The following is a 15,190-nucleotide window of genomic DNA, read 5'->3' as shown; positions in this document are numbered from 1 at the left end:
ATGCCCTGCGCGGATGCCAATACCGCTCATGCCGTTCGTCACACCGTTTCGGGCGTCCGCCGGTAGCGCCGCCACAACGTCAGCGCCGGACCCGACAGCGTGTAGCCGAAGAATCCCCAGAACAGCACATTGGGCGGGTTGATCAGGATCAGCGTGAAGATGCCGATGAATAGCACCATGTAGAGAAACGGGCCGCGCCGGGACAGCTTGATCTGCTTGAAGCTGGCGTAGCGGATGTTGCTGACCATCAGCAGCGCGCAGCCGATCGTGATCAGCGACGCCGGAATGAGCGCGTCGTTGCCGTCGAGCCCCCAGCTGTGCGCGGCCCAGACGAAGAACACGACCGTGGCGGCGGCCGACGGACTCGGCAGGCCGAAGAAGTCCTTGCTGCTGCCGGCGATCGCGGTCAGCACGTTGAAGCGCGCCAGACGCAGCGCCGCGCAGGCGCAGTACAGGAAGGCCATCGCCCAGCCGAGCTTGCCGCCCAGCCACTTGTAATCGGAAAAGTGATGCAGGCTGAAGGCGTAGACGACGATGGCCGACGCGACACCGAAGGCCACCATGTCGCACAGCGAGTCGTACTCCTTGCCGAAATCGCTTTGCGTGTTGGTCAGCCGCGCGATGCGACCGTCGAGGCCATCGGCCACCATCGCCGCGAGAATACCGGCGGCCGCCGCTTCGAACCGCCCGCCCATCGCCTGCACGATCGCGTAGAAGCCGCCGAACAGCGTGCCGGTGGTGAACAGGTTCGGCAGCAGGTAGATGCCCTTGCGGCGGGACTTTGCGGGAGTCGTCGGGTCCATCGGCGGCACTTCGAGGGTTTTGCGCATCTTACGGGCGGGTCCCGCAAAACATAAGGGCGCCCGAAGGCGCCCTCATGTCACGGCATGGAAACGCGAGGATCAGTTCTTTTCCTTGTCGACCAGCTTGTTCTTGCCGATCCACGGCATCATCGCGCGCAGCTTGGCACCGGTCTGCTCGATCGGATGCGCGGCGTTGAGGCGGCGCATCGCCGTCATTTCCGGGTAGCCGAGCTTGCCTTCGGACACGAAGGCCTTGGCATACTTGCCGGTCTGGATGTCAAGCAGCGCCTGCTTCATCGCCTTGCGCGATTCGTCGTTGATGACCTTGGGCCCGGTCACGTACTCGCCGTACTCGGCGTTGTTCGAGATCGAGTAGTTCATCGTCGCGATGCCGCCCTCGTACATCAGGTCGACGATCAGCTTGAGCTCGTGCAGGCACTCGAAATAGGCCATCTCCGGCGCGTAGCCGGCGTCGACCAGCGTCTCGAAACCGGCCTTGACCAGCTCCACGGCGCCGCCGCAGAGCACGGCCTGCTCGCCGAACAGGTCGGTCTCGCACTCGTCCTTGAACGTCGTCTCGATGATGCCCGAGCGACCGCCGCCGATCGCGGAGGCATACGACAGCGCCACTTTCTTCGCGGCGCCGCTGGCGTCCTGGAACACGGCGATGAGGTCGGGGATGCCACCGCCCTTGGTGTACTCGTTGCGCACCGTGTGACCCGGCGCCTTCGGAGCGACCATGATCACGTCGAGGTCGGCGCGCGGCACGACCTGGTTGTAGTGGATCGCGAAGCCGTGCGCGAAGGCCAGCGTCGCCCCCTTCCTGATGTTCGGCTCGATCTCGTTCTTGTACAGCTCGGACTGGAACTCGTCCGGCGTCAGCACCATCACCAGGTCCGCCCAGGCGCAGGCCTCGGCGACGTTCATGACCTTGAGACCGCCGGCCTCGACCTTCTTGGCGGTGGCCGAACCGGAACGCAGCGCCACGACGACATCGACGCCGCTGTCCTTGAGATTCAGCGCGTGGGCATGGCCCTGCGAGCCGTAGCCGACGATGGCGACCTTCTTCGACTGGATGATCGAGAGGTCGGCGTCCTTGTCGTAGTAGACGTTGATGGTCATATCTTCGCTCCGCGAACTTGCTGTCAACCGGGACTCCGGAGAGTCCCGAACGTGGGAAATCAGACCGGGACTTCGAGCGCCGCATGGCCGCGCTGCATCGCTGCCACACCTGAACGCACCAGCTCCAGCACGCGGGCGATGCGCTCGACTTCGGCGACGAAGGCATCGACCTCCTGCCCGGTCCCGGCGAGCTGGATCATGCGCGTGCTCTCGGACTCGTCGAGGATGGCGGCGCGATGGCGGCGCACGCATTCGACGATGCTGCGCGCGGACTCGGCGTCGTTCACCTCGATCTTGAGCATCAGCAGCTCGCACTCCAGATGGTCCGTGCTCGACAGGTCGACGATCTCGACGACGTCGATCACCTTGCGCGCCTGCTTGATGATCTGCTCGATCACCGCATCCGATCCGCTGGTCACCAGCGTGAGTCGCGACACCGCCGGATCGTGCGTCGGCGCCACCGACAGCGAGTCGATGTTGTAGCCACGCGACGAGAACATCGCCGCGACACGCGCCAGCGCGCCGGCCTCGTTCTGCAGCAGGATGGAGATGATGTGACGCATCGCGAATCGGTGCAGTGAACCCCCGGGGGCGCGCAACATAGCTTTGCTGCACTGCGAAATCAAGCTAACATCACCTGCTTTTTTCCCCGCCGCCCACGGAGCCCCCGCGCCGATGAACGCCGCCGCACCCGCCGCCCAGCACCCTCTCGCCGGTACCACCATGACCGGTGCCGACATCGTCGTGCAGATCCTGGCCGACGAGGGTGCGGACGTCGTATTCGGCTACTCCGGCGGCGCGATCCTGCCGACCTACGATGCCGTCTTCCGCTACAACGCGGAACACCGCAAGGCCGACGGCAACGATCCGATGCCGCTGATCGTGCCGGCCAACGAGCAGGCCGCCGGCTTCATGGCCGCCGGCTACGCCCGCGCCTCGGGCAAGGTCGGTGTCTGCCTGGTGACGAGCGGCCCCGGCGCGACCAACACGGTCACGCCGGTGCGCGACTGCATGGCGGACTCGATCCCGATCGTCGTCGTCTGCGGCCAGGTGCCGACCGCCGCGGTCGGCAGCGACGCCTTCCAGGAAGCGCCGATCAGCTCGATCATGGGCGCGGCAGCCAAGCATGTGTTCCTGGTCACCGATGCCCGGCAGCTCGAGGCGACGATGCGCACGGCCTTCGAGATCGCACGGACCGGCCGCCCGGGCCCGGTCGTCGTCGACATCCCCAAGGACGTGCAGAACTGGTCCGGCCCGTTTCGCGGCGAGGGCCTGCTGCCGATTCCCGGTTACCGCGCACGGCTCAAGGCCGTCCAGGACAACCGCATCTCCGGCGAGTCGGCCGCGCGTTTCTACGAGATGCTGCGCCAGTCGCGGCGCCCGCTGATCTACGCCGGTGGCGGCGTGATCCATGGCGAGGCCAGCACGGCGCTGCGCGAGTTCGCCGGCGCCTTCGGCATTCCGGTGACGACGACGCTGATGGGCATCGGCGCCGCCGATACCACCGACGCCCTGTGCCTGCAGATGCTCGGCATGCACGGGACCGCGTTCGCCAACTACGCGACCGACGACTGCGACTTCCTGATCGCGGTGGGTGCGCGCTTCGACGATCGCGTGGCCGGCGTGCCCGGCAAGTTCGCGCGCAGCGCGAAGTGGATCGCGCACCTGGACATCGACCCGTCGGAGATCAACAAGGTCAAGCGCGTGCACTGGCATCACGTCGGCGAGCTGGTGCCGGCGCTCGACGCCCTGCGCGAACACGCGAGCGCGCAGGGCTTCAAGCCGGACTACGCGCCCTGGCACGCGCACATCGCCGAGCTGAAGAAGACCTACGCGATGAACTACGAGCGCGGCGGCACGCATATCCAGCCGCATGCGGTCATCGAGGAGATCAACCGGCTGACCCGCGGCGAGGCGATCGTCGCCACCGGCGTCGGCCAGCACCAGATGTGGGCGGCGCAGTACTTCGACTTCCGGCAGCCGCGACTGTGGCTGACCTCGGGCTCGATGGGCACGATGGGCTTCGGCCTGCCGGCCGCGATCGGTGCCCAGTTCGCACAGCCGGGCAAGATCGTCATCGACATCGACGGCGACGCCAGCATCCGCATGAACCTCGGCGAGCTGGAGACGGTGACGACCTACAACCTGCCGGTGAAGATCGTCGTGCTCAACAACTTCGGCGACGGCATGGTCAAGCAGTGGCAGCGCCTGTTCTTCGACAGCCGCTACGCAGGCTCCGACAAGAGCCTGCACCGCAAGGACTTCATCAAGGCGGCCGAGGCGGACGGCTATCGCTTCGCGCGCCGGGTCGAGAAGAAGGAAGACCTCGCGCAGGCGGTCGCCGACTTCATCGCCTTCGACGGTCCGGCCTTCCTCGAGGTGGTGATCGACCCGATGGCCTCGGTCTACCCGATGGTCGGCCCGGGCATGTCCTACGAGCAGATGATCACCGGCGACTGGATTCCCTCGCGCAGCCCCGCCGCGCCGACCAAGGTCGACGTGAGCTCGACCCAGATGTTCTGACCCGCGACCTGCGGCGGCAATCGCGCGAGACACCGGCCGGCCGAATCGAATGAACCGCGCTCTGGCCTGTCTCGCGCTGGCCGCCTGCTCGTTGTGCTTGGCATGCGCGGCACCTGCGTCGAAGCCTGCGCCAGCCCTCGAAGAGGCGCCGCCCTGGGAGCCGACCCGGGATGTTCCCGAGCAGTTGCTTGCGGCCTACCCGCCGGGAAGCCAGCAACGATCGCTGGCTGACGTGGAGTCGGTGTTCGCGCTGCACAAGCAAGCCATCACGCGAGAGTTCGAGCGCAGGCTGCGCCGGCCCGCCTCCGGCATCCTCGTGTTGTCGCTCGTGCTGAGCAACACGGGCGCCGTCGAGTTCGTTCAGGTCACCGCGGCCACGAGCGATCTCCTGGCCCTCAGCAAGCCCGTCGAGGCGCTGGTGCGATCCTTCGATTTCGGTCCTGCTCCCGGATCGGGACATTTCGTCTTCAGCTATCCGATCATCTTCCTGCCGCACTAGCAGATCATGAAGTTCCGCCGCCTGCCGCCGCTGCACACGCTGGAGGCCTTCGAGGCCGCGGCACGGCGCCTGTCGTTCAAGCTCGCCGCGCAGGAACTGCACCTGACGCCGTCGGCGATCAGCCATCAGATCAAGGCGCTGGAGGCCTTCCTCGGCTTCACGCTGTTTCGCCGCGGCAATCGCTCGCTGGAACTGACCGATGGCGGTCGCGCCTATCTCGCCGTCGTCCACGACACGCTGGCGAAACTGCGCAGCGGCAGCGCCCGCGTCGTCCAGCGCTACGCGCGTGCCAACCTGAAGATCAGCGCCGGCCCCTTCATCGCCAGCGAGATCATCGTGCCGGCGCTGCCGGCGTTCCAGGAAGCGCACCCCGACATCGACGTGCGCATCGACACCGACCTGCGACCGATCGACCTGCTGCACGAGGACATGGACGTGGCCCTGCGCTTCGGCAGCGGCGACTGGAAGGGGCTCGCCGCCGAGCAACTGCTGCAGGTCAGCGCGGTGCCGGTCTGCGCGCCCGCACTCGCGCCGGCCCTGCGCCGCAGCGGACCGTCGCGACTCGACGCGGTCACGCTGATCCATTCCTCGCCGATGCCAGACGGCTGGACGCAGTGGGCCTCTGCCGCCGGCGTCGTCCTCGGCACGCCGAAGCGCGACGTCTGGCTCGACAGCTATCTGGCGATCCTGCGCGCCGCCGAACAGGGCCTCGGGCTCGCGCTCGGCCTGCTGCCGCTGGTGCAGCCGTCGATCACGCGTCGCCGGCTGGTCATGCCGTGGCCGCGGCTGCGGCTGGACATCCCGCAGGGCTACTACCTGCTGTACCGGCCGCAGGATCGCGAGCGTCCCGAAGTTCTCGCGTTCCGGACTTGGCTGCTGGACCTGCTGCGCAGCGAACGCATTATCGGATGAACTTCATTCATCCGACACGCGCCCCGAATTCGTTTGTCGCGGGTCTCGCGCGACCCTAGTCTGCGGCGGTCCTCATTCCTCGGGAGCGCAGCATGCGCGACATCCACCTGACCTTCGCGGCCGCGGACGGGCATCCGCTCGCCGGCACCCGCTACGAGCCGCTCGCGCCGCCGACCGCGGCGGTGCTGATCAACGGCGCCACCGGCGTGCCGCGCCGCTACTACGCGGCCTACGCGCGCTTTCTCGCCCGGCAGGGCTTTGCCGTGCTGACCTACGACTACCGCGGCATCGGCAACAGCCGCTTCCATGCGGCCCGTCCCGGCCAGCTGACGATGCGCAACTGGGGCGAACTCGACGCCGCCGCCGCACTCGACCACCTGCAGCTGCGCTTCCCGCACCTGCCACTGCTGGCCGTGGGCCACTCGGTCGGCGGGCAGCTGTTCGGGCTGATGCCGAACAACGGCAAGCTCGCCGGCGGGATCGGCATCGCGGCGCAGTGCGGCTACTGGCGCCTGTGGCCACGCGCGCTGCAGCCGCGCATGGTCGCACTCTGGTACCTGCTGATCCCTGCGCTCGTCGCGCTGCGCGGCGAGCTGCCGCGCGGCCTGATGGGCGAAGCCCTGCCGGCCGGCGTCGCACGCCAGTGGGCTCGCTGGTGTCGTCACCCGGACTTCATCGTCGACGAACGCGGCCATCCGCTGCGCCGCCACTTCGACGGCTGGCGCGCACCGCTGCGCCTGTACGCCATCGGCGACGACGCGCTGTACGCGCCGGAGGCGGCGGTGGCGCGTCTGGCCTCGTACTTCCGCGGCACGACGCCGGAGCTGCACACCCTGCAACCGCGCGATCTGGGCATCGCCGCGATCGGGCACTTCGGTTTCTTCCGCGAGGCGATGCCGCGGCAGCTCTGGCAGCAGACCGCGGACTGTCTGCGCGCCTGGGCGGTCCCCGCCGCACGGCGGGCCGCCTGATGGCCACGCCCGCCCAGCTGTTCGCGAAGTTCCGCGGCTACCCCCTGGGAGCACGCCTGTTCAGCGCCGCCGTCTGTCGCCGCGCACCCTACTTCGCGTCGGTCTCGCCGCTGTTCCTCGACCTGCGCCCGGGCCTGGCCGAGGTTCTCGTGCGCAATCGCCGCAAGGTCCACAACCATCTGGGAACCGTCAACGCGATCGCGATGTGCGCGATGTGCGAGCTCGCGGCCGGCACGATGATCGACTCCACGCTGCCGAAATCGCTGCGCTGGATCCCGCGCGGCATGACCGTGCGCTACGTGAAGAAGGCCGATACCGACCTCGTCGCCCGCACGGAACTGGATACACCGATCGCCGCGGACTTCCAGGGCGACGTGGTCGTGCCCGCGCGCGTGCGCAACACGGGCGGCGAGATCGTCATGGAAGCAGACATCACGATGTACGTCTCGGCCCGGCCCGCGGCGCGCTGACGCGCGACCCTCACCCGAACGACGCAGCCGGCGCCCACCCGCACCGGGCTAGAATCCGGCCCCCTGTCCATCTTTCCAGTTGCCGATGAGCACCGACCACATTCTCACGTCCGTCGACGATCGCGTCCTGACCATCCGCCTCAACCGCCCGGAGAAGAAGAACGCCCTGACGCAGGCGATGTACACCCGCCTCGCCGAAATCCTCGGAACGGTCGACGCCGACAAGGACGTGCGCGCGGTGCTGATCGCCGGCACCGACGACTGCTTCTGCAGCGGCAACGACCTGCAGGACTTCCTGAACCTGCCGGCCGCCGGTCCGGATGCGCCGGTCCTGCGCTTCATGCGAGCGCTCGCCGCGGTCGGCAAGCCGGTGGTCGCGGCCATCAACGGTCCGGCCGTCGGCGTCGGCACCACGCTGCTGTTTCACTGCGACCTGGCCTACGCCGGCGAGAACACGCGCTTCCACCTGCCCTTCGTCAACATCGGCATCTGCCCGGAATACGCATCGAGCCTGCTGCTGCCGCGCATGATCGGTCACGTGCAGGCCGCCGAGCTGGTGATGCTGGCGGAGCCGTTCACCGCCGCGCGCGCGCTCGATGCGCGCCTGATCAATGCGGTGCTGCCCGATGCCGAGGTGTTCGCGCACGCGCGCGCCAAGGCGGTGAAGCTCGCGCAACAGGCGCCGGGTGCGCTGCGGACCACGAAGATGCTGCTCAAGCGCTGGACCGATCCGAAGGTCGACGAGGCCATCGGCTTCGAGGCGGAGCACTTCATGGCGATGCTGCAGGGTGCCGAAGCGCGCGAGGCGCTGACCGCCTTCACCCACAAGCGCAAGCCGGATTTCTCAAGCTTTTCCTGAGCTTCCGGGCCCCGGTGAGCCCGGGGCTTTTGTTGACGCCGGCGTCACCTTTCTGCAGCATGCGCGCAATGGCCCGCCGTGCGCCGCCGCGAGGCGGCGCACGAGGGCGCGGCGAGACGACGATGGCAACTCCCCCGGACGGCAAGCGCGCACGCAACAAGCGGGCGAATCGCGCCGCGATCCTCGAAGCGGCGCGCCGCTGCTTTCTCGAGCACGGCTACGACGCGGTCACCATCCGCGACGTCATCCGGTTGTCGGGGTTGGCGGCCGGCACGTTCTACAACTACTTCCCGGACAAGGAGTCGCTGTTCCGTGCGCTGGTCGAGGCGCGGCTCGGCGACCTGCAGGACCGCATCCACGCCGCGCGCGAGCGTGCCCGCGACATCGAGTCGTTCTTCTACGAGTCCTATCTGGCGACGCTGCAGATCGTGCGCACCGATCCGGACTTCTTCGAGCTGATGTTCCGCAACGAGCCGATCGTTCGCTCGTTCTACAACGACAACTTCTTCGGCCTGATCATGCAGTCGCTCAAGCTCGACCTGCAGGACGCCATCGTGCGCGGCGTCGTTCCGGAACTCGACGTCGACGCCCTGACCGCGATCTCCTTCGGCGCCGGCTACGAACTCGCACGCCTGATCGCACAGGACAGCCGGCGCCGGCCGGAGGACGTGGCGCGAACCGTCACCGACCTCTTCCTGCACGGCCTGACCAAGGTGGCGGACCGGCCGAAGCTGATCCGGCTCGGCTCGCGCCTGCTCGGCGGCGCCGCGCGCTAGAACAGCTCGACCGCTCCGGCCTGCAGCGACTCCTGCGCCACCGGCTTGTGCTGCGGCTGGCGCCAGTCGACGCGCGACGCCGGCGGTGTCCCGGCGCCGAACATCTGCTGCACCTCCGCACCGATGCTGCCGGCGCGTTCGACGTGCCGCAGCGCGCTGCCCAGCGCCTGCGTCGAGATGTCCTCGAACTGCAGGCTGCGCACCGCGCGCGCCACCGCGTCGCTGATGTGCTCGCGGGCCGCGGAGACCTCGCTGATGCCGGAAGCCAGACCCTGGTTGATGCGTTCGACCTGGGCGAGCAGGCGGCCGGCCTCGTCGCGCGCGTTCTCGCTGAGGCTGAGGTCACGCGAGGCCATCGCGCCGACGGTGTCGCGCACGCGGGCCACGGCGTCCTTGGAGTTGCCGACCAGCTTGCGGATCTGTTCGTTGAAGCTGGTGGACCGCTCGGACAGGTTGCGCACCTCCTCGGCCACGACCGCGAAGCCGCGTCCGGCCTCGCCGGCGCGCGCCGCCTCGATGGCGGCGTTGAGTGCGAGCAGATTGGTCTGGTCGGCGATCGACTTGACGTCGCCGAGCAGATCGAAGATCGCATCGAGCTGCCGCACCATCTCGTCGATCTGCCCGACGGTGGCGGAACTCTGGCGACACACCTGCGCGAGCGAATCGACGAGTCCGTTCATCAGTCCGGCGGCGGTCTCCGCGAACCGGCGCACGTCGACGCCGCCGTCGCCGTGGCTGGTCTGGCTGAGGATGCGCGACACCGCGCCCTGCTGGGCCTGCGACTGCCGGCTCATCTCCGAGAAGCTCGCACCCAGGTCGCGCACCGCTTCGGCGATCAGCGTCTGCACCCGGGACACTTCGTGCTCCACCCCGTCCAGCTCGCCGCTCAGGCTGCCGCCGAGCGCCGCGACCTCCGAACGCCGCGTCGCGCGCTCGTCCTGCTGCCGGGCCAGCGCCTCGCGCGCCCGACCCAGTTCGCGCATCTGCAGCCACGCCGACCACGCCCAGGCGGCGAGCGTGAGCGCGCCGGCCGCCCACGCGGTGGCGCCGCCGAAGCCGGCGAGCAGCAGGGTGACGAGGAGGGCCGTCATGATCGCGGGCACGGCGATCGGCTTGAGCGACGACGCAGGCATGCGGGGCTCCGGGAAGGGGTTGACGTCTTTGGCTGATATCGGCCGTTCGGCCGCAGGCTTGAGCATGTTCACTGCGTCCACTCCAGAAGTTGTGAAGCGATCCGGTCGAGCGGCAGGGTCCGCTCGGCGGCATTGAGGCGCGCGGCGGCACCGGGCATCCCCCAGACGACGCTGCTCGCCTCGTCCTGGATCAGCGTGTGCGCGCCAGCCTGGCGCAGCGCCAGCAGCCCGCGCGCACCGTCTTCGCCCATCCCGGTCAGCAGCGCGGCGACGGCATTGGCGCCGACGTTGTCGACCACCGAGCGGAACATCGTGTCGACGCTCGGCCGGTGCCGGTTCTCCGGCGGTGCATCGGACAGCCGGCAGTGGTACCGCGCGCCGCTGCGCACGACCAGCAGATGCGCGTTTCCCGGCGCGATGTAGACGTGTCCGGGCACGATCTGCTGGCCATCGGCGGCCTCGCAGACCGACATCGCCGAACTGCGGTCCATGCGCGCCGCGAACGGCGCGCTGAACATCGCCGGGATGTGCTGCGAGATCACGATCGCCGGCGCATCGGCGGGCATCAGCGCCAGCACGTCCTTGATCGCCTCGGTGCCGCCGGTGGAGGCGCCGATCGCGATGATGCGCTCCGTGGTGCGCAGGCTGCGCGGCCGCTGCAACGGTTGCGGTGCCGTCGGCGCGCCGGTGCGACCGCGCGGCCGCGCCCGTGCCGCCGCACGCACCTTGTCGCGCAGCAGTTCGGCGTAGCCTTCGAGGCCGGCGCGCACGTCGAGCGCCGGCTTGGTCACGAAATCGATGGCACCCAGCTCGAGCGCCTGCAGCGTCACCTCGGCACCCTTCTCCGTCAGCGACGACACCATCAGCACCGGCATCGGCCGCAGCCGCATCAGGTTGTCGAGAAAGGTCAGTCCGTCCATTCGCGGCATCTCGACGTCGAGCGTCAGGACGTCCGGATTCAGCTGCTTGATGCGCTCGCGTGCAATCAGCGGATCGGAGGCCGTGCCGACGACCTCGATGTCGGGCGCGCCCGACAGCACCTCAGCGAGCACGCTGCGGACGAGCGCGGAGTCGTCGACGATGAGGACGCGGATGGTCATGGGCGGTATCTAGTCGAACAGCTCGACGTCACCGGCGAGCGGCTGCGTCGCCAGGGACTGCCCGTACATCTGTTCGAGCGCGAGATCGGCCGCCGTGGCCGCGACCGGCAGATGGCGCACCAGCACCCTGCCGCTGCCGACGAAGTAGGCGACCTTGCGTGCCACCTGACCCCCGAGATCGCGTGCGGCGACGGCAATCGATTCGCGCTGCAGGTAGTCGAGCGCGAACCGCAGGTTGCGCTCTCCGACCGGCTGGCTGGTCATGCCGGCGATGACATTGGCGCCGCCGAACAGCTTGGCTTCCAGCCGCTCGCGGCGCGCGCCGCGCTTGAGCAGCTCGTTGATCAGCACCTCCATCGCGTAGGCGCCGTAGCGGGCGTTGGCGACGACTTCCACGTCGCGCTGGTCCTGCGGCAGCATGAAATGGTTCATGCCGCCGATGGCGGCGACCGGGTCGCGCAGGCAGGCCGACACGCAGGAGCCGAGCAGGGTCACGAGCGCCAGATCGGCGCCGCCCACCTCGTACTCGCCGGGCATCACCTTCACCACCGCGCAGCCGAGCTGGCGGTCGAAATAGCGCGGCGCCAGACCCTGTCCGGTACGCGCTTCCCAGGCATGCCGCAGGGCGATGCTCACGCGGCCTGCCCGATCGCGGCACGCCGGTACGCGGTCCTGCCCTCCGAGACCAGTAGCTGTCCCGCCTCGAACAGGGATTCGGAATGGCCGAGGAACAGCAGGCCGTCGTCGGCCAGCAGCGGGATGAAGCGTTGCAGCAGTGCGCGCTGCGTCGGCTTGTCGAAATAGATCATGACGTTGCGGCAGAAGATCGCCGCGAACGGACCGCGCAGCGGCCAGCGCGCATCGAGCAGGTTCAGCGGACGGAAACTGATCAGGCTGCGTAGCTCGTCGATGACGCGGCACTGACCGCGGTTCGCGCCGATGCCCCGGCGGAAGTAGCGGCGCAGCTGCGACGATGGCAGCCCGGCGACGCGTTCCTCCGCGTACACGCCGCGTGCGGCCGTGGCGAGCACCGCGGTGTCGATGTCGGTTGCCAGGATCGACACCGGCGGCGACAGCGTGCCGAAAGCCTCAGCGGCCGCGATCGCGATGCTGTAGGCCTCCTCGCCGGTCGACGCGGCGCTCGACCACAGCAGGATGCGACGGCCGCGCGGCCAGCTCGCGAGCTGGTCGCGCAGACGATCGAAGTGATGCGGCTCGCGGAAGAACGAGGTCAGGTTGGTCGTCAGGGCGTTGACGAACTCCTGCCACTCGCCGGTATGCGGTGCGTCGTCGAGCGCGTCGAGGTACTCGGCGAAACGGCGATGTCCGGTGATCCGCAGGCGACGGGCGAGACGGCTGTAGACGAGGTCGCGCTTGCCCGGCGCCAGGGCGATGCCGGCACGCCGGTGGATCATCCCGCGCACCCGCTCGAAGTCGGCCGTGGTGAAGCCGAACTCGCGCTCCAGCGCACTGTCGCCGGTTGTCGTCACCCGATGCGCTCCGCACCCGTCGCGAGACCGCTCGCCGGCTCCGCCGGCAGGCAACCGAGTCCGGCCAGCGCCAGACCCCAGTTGCCGAGCCAGCGCAGCCAGCCGGTGATGCCCACGTTGCGGATGCGGTCGCGGATCATGTCCGGCTCCGTCTCAGAACTCGGTCCACTGGTCATCGGCACCCGCCGCCGCCGGACGTGTGCCGTTGCTCGCGGCCGGCCGTGGCGTGCGGCGTGGCGCCTCCGCCGGGCGTGCCGGCGCACGCGGTGCCGCCTTCGCGCGCGGCGTCGCTGCAGGTGCCGGCGCCGCCGTCATCTCGCGGCGCTCGCTCTCGGCGAGCCGGAACTGGCTGACCGACCGTGCCAGTTCGCCGGCCTGTTCCTCCAGCGAGCGTGCCGCGGCAGACGCCTCCTCGACCAGCGCCGCGTTCTGCTGCGTGACCTCGTCCATCGACGTGATCGCCTGGTTGACCTGTTCGATGCCCTGGCTCTGCTCCTGCGAGGCCGCGCTGATCTCCGCCATGATGTCGGTGACCCGCTTCACGCTGGTGACGATCTCTTCCATCGTGCGCCCGGCCTGCTCGACCAGCTTGGAGCCGTTGCCGACCTTCTCGACGGAGTCGCCGATCAGGCCCTTGATCTCCTTGGCCGCCGCAGCGGAGCGCTGCGCCAGCGAGCGCACCTCCGCGGCCACGACCGCGAAGCCGCGACCCTGTTCGCCGGCGCGTGCTGCCTCGACCGCCGCGTTGAGCGCGAGGATGTTGGTCTGGAAGGCGATGCCGTCGATGACGCTGATGATGTCGACGATCTTCTTGCTCGAATCGTTGATCGCGCTCATCGTCGACACCACTTCCGACACCACCTGACCGCCCTTGCGGGCGACATCGGACGCACCGACGGCGAGCTGGTTGGCCTGCTTGGCGTTCTCGGCGTTCTGCTTGACGGTGCTGGTCAGCTCCTCCATCGACGACGCCGTTTCCTCCAGCGAGGCCGCCTGCTGCTCGGTGCGCGCCGACAGGTCGGCGTTGCCGGAGGAGATCTCGCCTGACGCCGTGTTGATCGTGTCGGTGGCGCCCTTGATCTGCGTGATGATCTGCGTGAGCTGGCCGACCGTCTGGTTGGCATCGTCCTTGAGCTTGCCGAAGGTGCCCTGGAAATCGCCGGTCACGCGCTCGGTGAGATCGCCGCGCGCCAGTGCGCCCAGCACGCGCGCCACTTCCTCCAGGCCCACGCTGCTGGTCTCGAGCAACTGGTTGATGCTCTCCGCCAGGCCCTTGAAGAATCCGTCCTTGCCGTCCAGCGAGACGCGCCGCGTGAAGTCGCCGTGCGCGGCGGCGGAGACGATCTCGCCGACCTCCTGCTCCACGGCCACCTCGTCCGTGCGGTTCTTCCACTCGACGACCGTGCCGAGCCGCTCGCCCTTGTCGTTGACGATGGGACTGGCGATCAGGCCGAAGGTCAGGCCGCTGACCTTGATCTCGGTGCGATACGAGCTGCGCAGGTTGGCGAGCATCTGCATCTGGTGCGCCGGATTCTTGTGGAACACGTCGATGTTCGCGCCCATGAGCCTGCGAGCATCGAAGTGCGGCAGTGCCTGGCGCAAGGTGCTCTCGGCGCGCGTCAGCATGTCCGAGACGGCCGCGTTCATGTAGACGATCTCGCGGTCGTTGTTGGCGATCATCACGTTGCCGGAGACGTTGTCGAGCGCGTTGCGGATGCGCAGGTTCTCGTCGGCGAGCTTGCGTTCCGCCGCCAGGCGCTCGGCCTCGGCCTGCTGCGCCGCCAGCTCCGCGGTCATGTCCTTCCACTCGACGACGTAGCCGAGACGTTCACCCTGCTCGCCGTTGATCGGGTTGAGGATCAGCGAGAAGGTGCGCCCGCCGATAGTGAGCTTCGCGTTGTGCGTACCGGTCATCTTCGCCAGCAGCCCGCGCTGGTAGGCCGGGTTCTTGTGGAAGATGTCGATGTTGGTGCCGACCACCGTGGCCGCATTGAACGCCGGTACGTCCTTGCGGATGTCGGCCTCGGCGGCCATCAGCATCTGCTTGATCGAATCGTTGACGTAGACCACGTTGAGATCGGCGTCGGCGACCATGACGTTGGTCTGCACGACGTCGAGGCCCTGCTTGATCCGCGCCGTGTCCGCCGCGCGCTGCAGCTCCTTCGCCTTGGCCTCGGCCTCGGCCTGCTGCGCCGCGAGTTCCGCGGTCATGTCCTTCCACTCGACGACATAGCCGAGACGCTCGCCCTGCTCGCCGTTGATCGGGTTGAGGATCAGCGAGAAGGTGCGCCCGCCGATCGTCAGCTTCGCGTTGTGCGTGCCGGTCATCTTCGCCAGCAGCCCGCGCTGGTAGGCCGGGTTCTTGTGGAAGATGTCGATGTTGGTGCCGACCACCGTGGCCGCATTGAACGCCGGCACGTCCTTGCGGATGTCGGCCTCGGCGGCCATCAGCATCTGCTTGATCGAATCGTTGACGTAGACCACGTTGAGATCGGCGTCGGCGACCATGACGTTGGTCTGCACGACGTCGAG

The 15,190-nt window shown here is 68.6% G+C and carries 16 protein-coding genes; 7 read left to right on the top strand and 9 right to left on the bottom strand.

The features are described 5' to 3' along the window. Positions 1 to 38 precede the first annotated feature (38 nt). From pssA to ilvN, 3 genes are all read right to left on the bottom strand, one after another. Positions 39 to 830, bottom strand: a complete 792-nt coding sequence (gene pssA, locus C8D93_RS14160; protein WP_245903911.1) for a CDP-diacylglycerol--serine O-phosphatidyltransferase — start codon at positions 828 to 830, stop codon at positions 39 to 41. 72 nt (positions 831 to 902) lie between these two features. Next, positions 903 to 1,919 (bottom strand): ketol-acid reductoisomerase, encoded by a 1,017-nt coding sequence (gene ilvC / locus C8D93_RS14155; protein ID WP_110266012.1) that lies wholly within the window; start codon positions 1,917 to 1,919, stop codon positions 903 to 905. A gap of 65 nt (positions 1,920 to 1,984) precedes the next feature. Continuing rightward, on the bottom strand, positions 1,985 to 2,488 hold the full coding sequence (gene ilvN / locus C8D93_RS14150) for an acetolactate synthase small subunit (protein WP_110265866.1): 504 nt from the start codon (positions 2,486 to 2,488) through the stop codon (positions 1,985 to 1,987). A 112-nt stretch (positions 2,489 to 2,600) separates the two neighbouring features. Here ilvN and ilvB point away from each other — a divergent pair, with 112 nt between their 5' ends. The 7 genes from ilvB to C8D93_RS14115 all read left to right on the top strand — a co-directional run bounded on the left by ilvB (position 2,601) and on the right by C8D93_RS14115 (position 8,935). After that, positions 2,601 to 4,448, top strand: coding sequence for a biosynthetic-type acetolactate synthase large subunit (gene ilvB / locus C8D93_RS14145; RefSeq protein WP_170124037.1), 1,848 nt, complete (start codon positions 2,601 to 2,603; stop codon positions 4,446 to 4,448). A 49-nt stretch (positions 4,449 to 4,497) separates the two neighbouring features. Further along, positions 4,498 to 4,947: a hypothetical protein gene (locus tag C8D93_RS20455; protein ID WP_146216618.1), complete on the top strand. Its 450-nt coding sequence runs from the start codon at positions 4,498 to 4,500 to the stop codon at positions 4,945 to 4,947. 6 nt (positions 4,948 to 4,953) lie between these two features. After that, positions 4,954 to 5,859 (top strand): LysR substrate-binding domain-containing protein, encoded by a 906-nt coding sequence (locus C8D93_RS14135; RefSeq protein ID WP_110265864.1) that lies wholly within the window; start codon positions 4,954 to 4,956, stop codon positions 5,857 to 5,859. A 92-nt stretch (positions 5,860 to 5,951) separates the two neighbouring features. Next, positions 5,952 to 6,830 (top strand): alpha/beta hydrolase family protein, encoded by an 879-nt coding sequence (locus C8D93_RS14130; RefSeq protein ID WP_110265863.1) that lies wholly within the window; start codon positions 5,952 to 5,954, stop codon positions 6,828 to 6,830. Next, the gene (locus tag C8D93_RS14125; protein WP_110265862.1) at positions 6,830 to 7,300 is read left to right on the top strand and encodes a hotdog fold domain-containing protein; all 471 of its coding nucleotides are present in this window, start codon (positions 6,830 to 6,832) and stop codon (positions 7,298 to 7,300) included. Before C8D93_RS14130 ends, C8D93_RS14125 begins: the two co-directional genes overlap by 1 nt. An 85-nt stretch (positions 7,301 to 7,385) precedes the next feature. Continuing rightward, positions 7,386 to 8,159, top strand: coding sequence for an enoyl-CoA hydratase (locus C8D93_RS14120; protein ID WP_110265861.1), 774 nt, complete (start codon positions 7,386 to 7,388; stop codon positions 8,157 to 8,159). Positions 8,160 to 8,281: 122 nt separating this feature from the next. Further along, a complete protein-coding gene (locus C8D93_RS14115) occupies positions 8,282 to 8,935 on the top strand; it encodes a TetR/AcrR family transcriptional regulator (protein ID WP_211307355.1) in 654 nt (217 codons plus the stop codon). Here C8D93_RS14115 and C8D93_RS20740 read toward each other — a convergent pair. The 6 genes from C8D93_RS20740 to C8D93_RS14090 all read right to left on the bottom strand — a co-directional run bounded on the left by C8D93_RS20740 (position 8,932) and on the right by C8D93_RS14090 (position 15,181). Beyond that, positions 8,932 to 10,068 (bottom strand): methyl-accepting chemotaxis protein, encoded by a 1,137-nt coding sequence (locus C8D93_RS20740; protein WP_170124036.1) that lies wholly within the window; start codon positions 10,066 to 10,068, stop codon positions 8,932 to 8,934. The genes C8D93_RS14115 and C8D93_RS20740 overlap by 4 nt on opposite strands. Before the next feature lie 68 nt (positions 10,069 to 10,136). Then, a complete protein-coding gene (locus C8D93_RS14105; RefSeq protein ID WP_110265858.1) occupies positions 10,137 to 11,168 on the bottom strand; it encodes a protein-glutamate methylesterase/protein-glutamine glutaminase in 1,032 nt (343 codons plus the stop codon). Positions 11,169 to 11,177: 9 nt separating this feature from the next. Continuing rightward, entirely contained in the window at positions 11,178 to 11,804 is a 627-nt protein-coding gene (gene cheD, locus C8D93_RS14100) for a chemoreceptor glutamine deamidase CheD (protein ID WP_245903910.1), read from the bottom strand. Next, a complete protein-coding gene (locus C8D93_RS14095; RefSeq protein WP_110265857.1) occupies positions 11,801 to 12,658 on the bottom strand; it encodes a CheR family methyltransferase in 858 nt (285 codons plus the stop codon). The genes cheD and C8D93_RS14095 overlap by 4 nt, the downstream gene beginning before the upstream one ends. Next, positions 12,655 to 12,798, bottom strand: a complete 144-nt coding sequence (locus C8D93_RS20735) for a hypothetical protein (protein ID WP_170124035.1) — start codon at positions 12,796 to 12,798, stop codon at positions 12,655 to 12,657. Before C8D93_RS20735 ends, C8D93_RS14095 begins: the two co-directional genes overlap by 4 nt. 13 nt (positions 12,799 to 12,811) lie before the next feature. Next, on the bottom strand, positions 12,812 to 15,181 hold the full coding sequence (locus tag C8D93_RS14090) for a methyl-accepting chemotaxis protein (RefSeq protein WP_245903923.1): 2,370 nt from the start codon (positions 15,179 to 15,181) through the stop codon (positions 12,812 to 12,814). Positions 15,182 to 15,190: the final 9 nt, after the last annotated feature.

The organism is Sinimarinibacterium flocculans (assembly GCF_003201205.1).
In the GTDB taxonomy this organism is placed as follows: domain Bacteria; phylum Pseudomonadota; class Gammaproteobacteria; order Nevskiales; family Nevskiaceae; genus Solimonas; species Solimonas flocculans.
This window is presented reverse-complemented; position numbering and strand designations above follow the sequence as displayed.

Bases quoted from the DNA above. Each gene is read 5' to 3' on its own strand.
- pssA (WP_245903911.1), bottom strand. From the start codon at position 830: ATGCGCAAAACCCTCGAAGTGCCGCCGATGGACCCGACGACTCCCGCA.
- ilvN (WP_110265866.1), bottom strand. From the start codon at position 2,488: ATGCGTCACATCATCTCCATCCTGCTGCAGAACGAGGCCGGCGCGCTG.
- ilvB (WP_170124037.1), top strand. From the start codon at position 2,601: ATGAACGCCGCCGCACCCGCCGCCCAGCACCCTCTCGCCGGTACCACC.
- C8D93_RS20455 (WP_146216618.1), top strand. From the start codon at position 4,498: ATGAACCGCGCTCTGGCCTGTCTCGCGCTGGCCGCCTGCTCGTTGTGC.
- C8D93_RS14135 (WP_110265864.1), top strand. From the start codon at position 4,954: ATGAAGTTCCGCCGCCTGCCGCCGCTGCACACGCTGGAGGCCTTCGAG.
- C8D93_RS14130 (WP_110265863.1), top strand. From the start codon at position 5,952: ATGCGCGACATCCACCTGACCTTCGCGGCCGCGGACGGGCATCCGCTC.
- C8D93_RS14125 (WP_110265862.1), top strand. From the start codon at position 6,830: ATGGCCACGCCCGCCCAGCTGTTCGCGAAGTTCCGCGGCTACCCCCTG.
- C8D93_RS14120 (WP_110265861.1), top strand. From the start codon at position 7,386: ATGAGCACCGACCACATTCTCACGTCCGTCGACGATCGCGTCCTGACC.
- C8D93_RS14115 (WP_211307355.1), top strand. From the start codon at position 8,282: ATGGCAACTCCCCCGGACGGCAAGCGCGCACGCAACAAGCGGGCGAAT.
- C8D93_RS20740 (WP_170124036.1), bottom strand. From the start codon at position 10,068: ATGCCTGCGTCGTCGCTCAAGCCGATCGCCGTGCCCGCGATCATGACG.
- C8D93_RS14105 (WP_110265858.1), bottom strand. From the start codon at position 11,168: ATGACCATCCGCGTCCTCATCGTCGACGACTCCGCGCTCGTCCGCAGC.
- C8D93_RS20735 (WP_170124035.1), bottom strand. From the start codon at position 12,798: ATGATCCGCGACCGCATCCGCAACGTGGGCATCACCGGCTGGCTGCGC.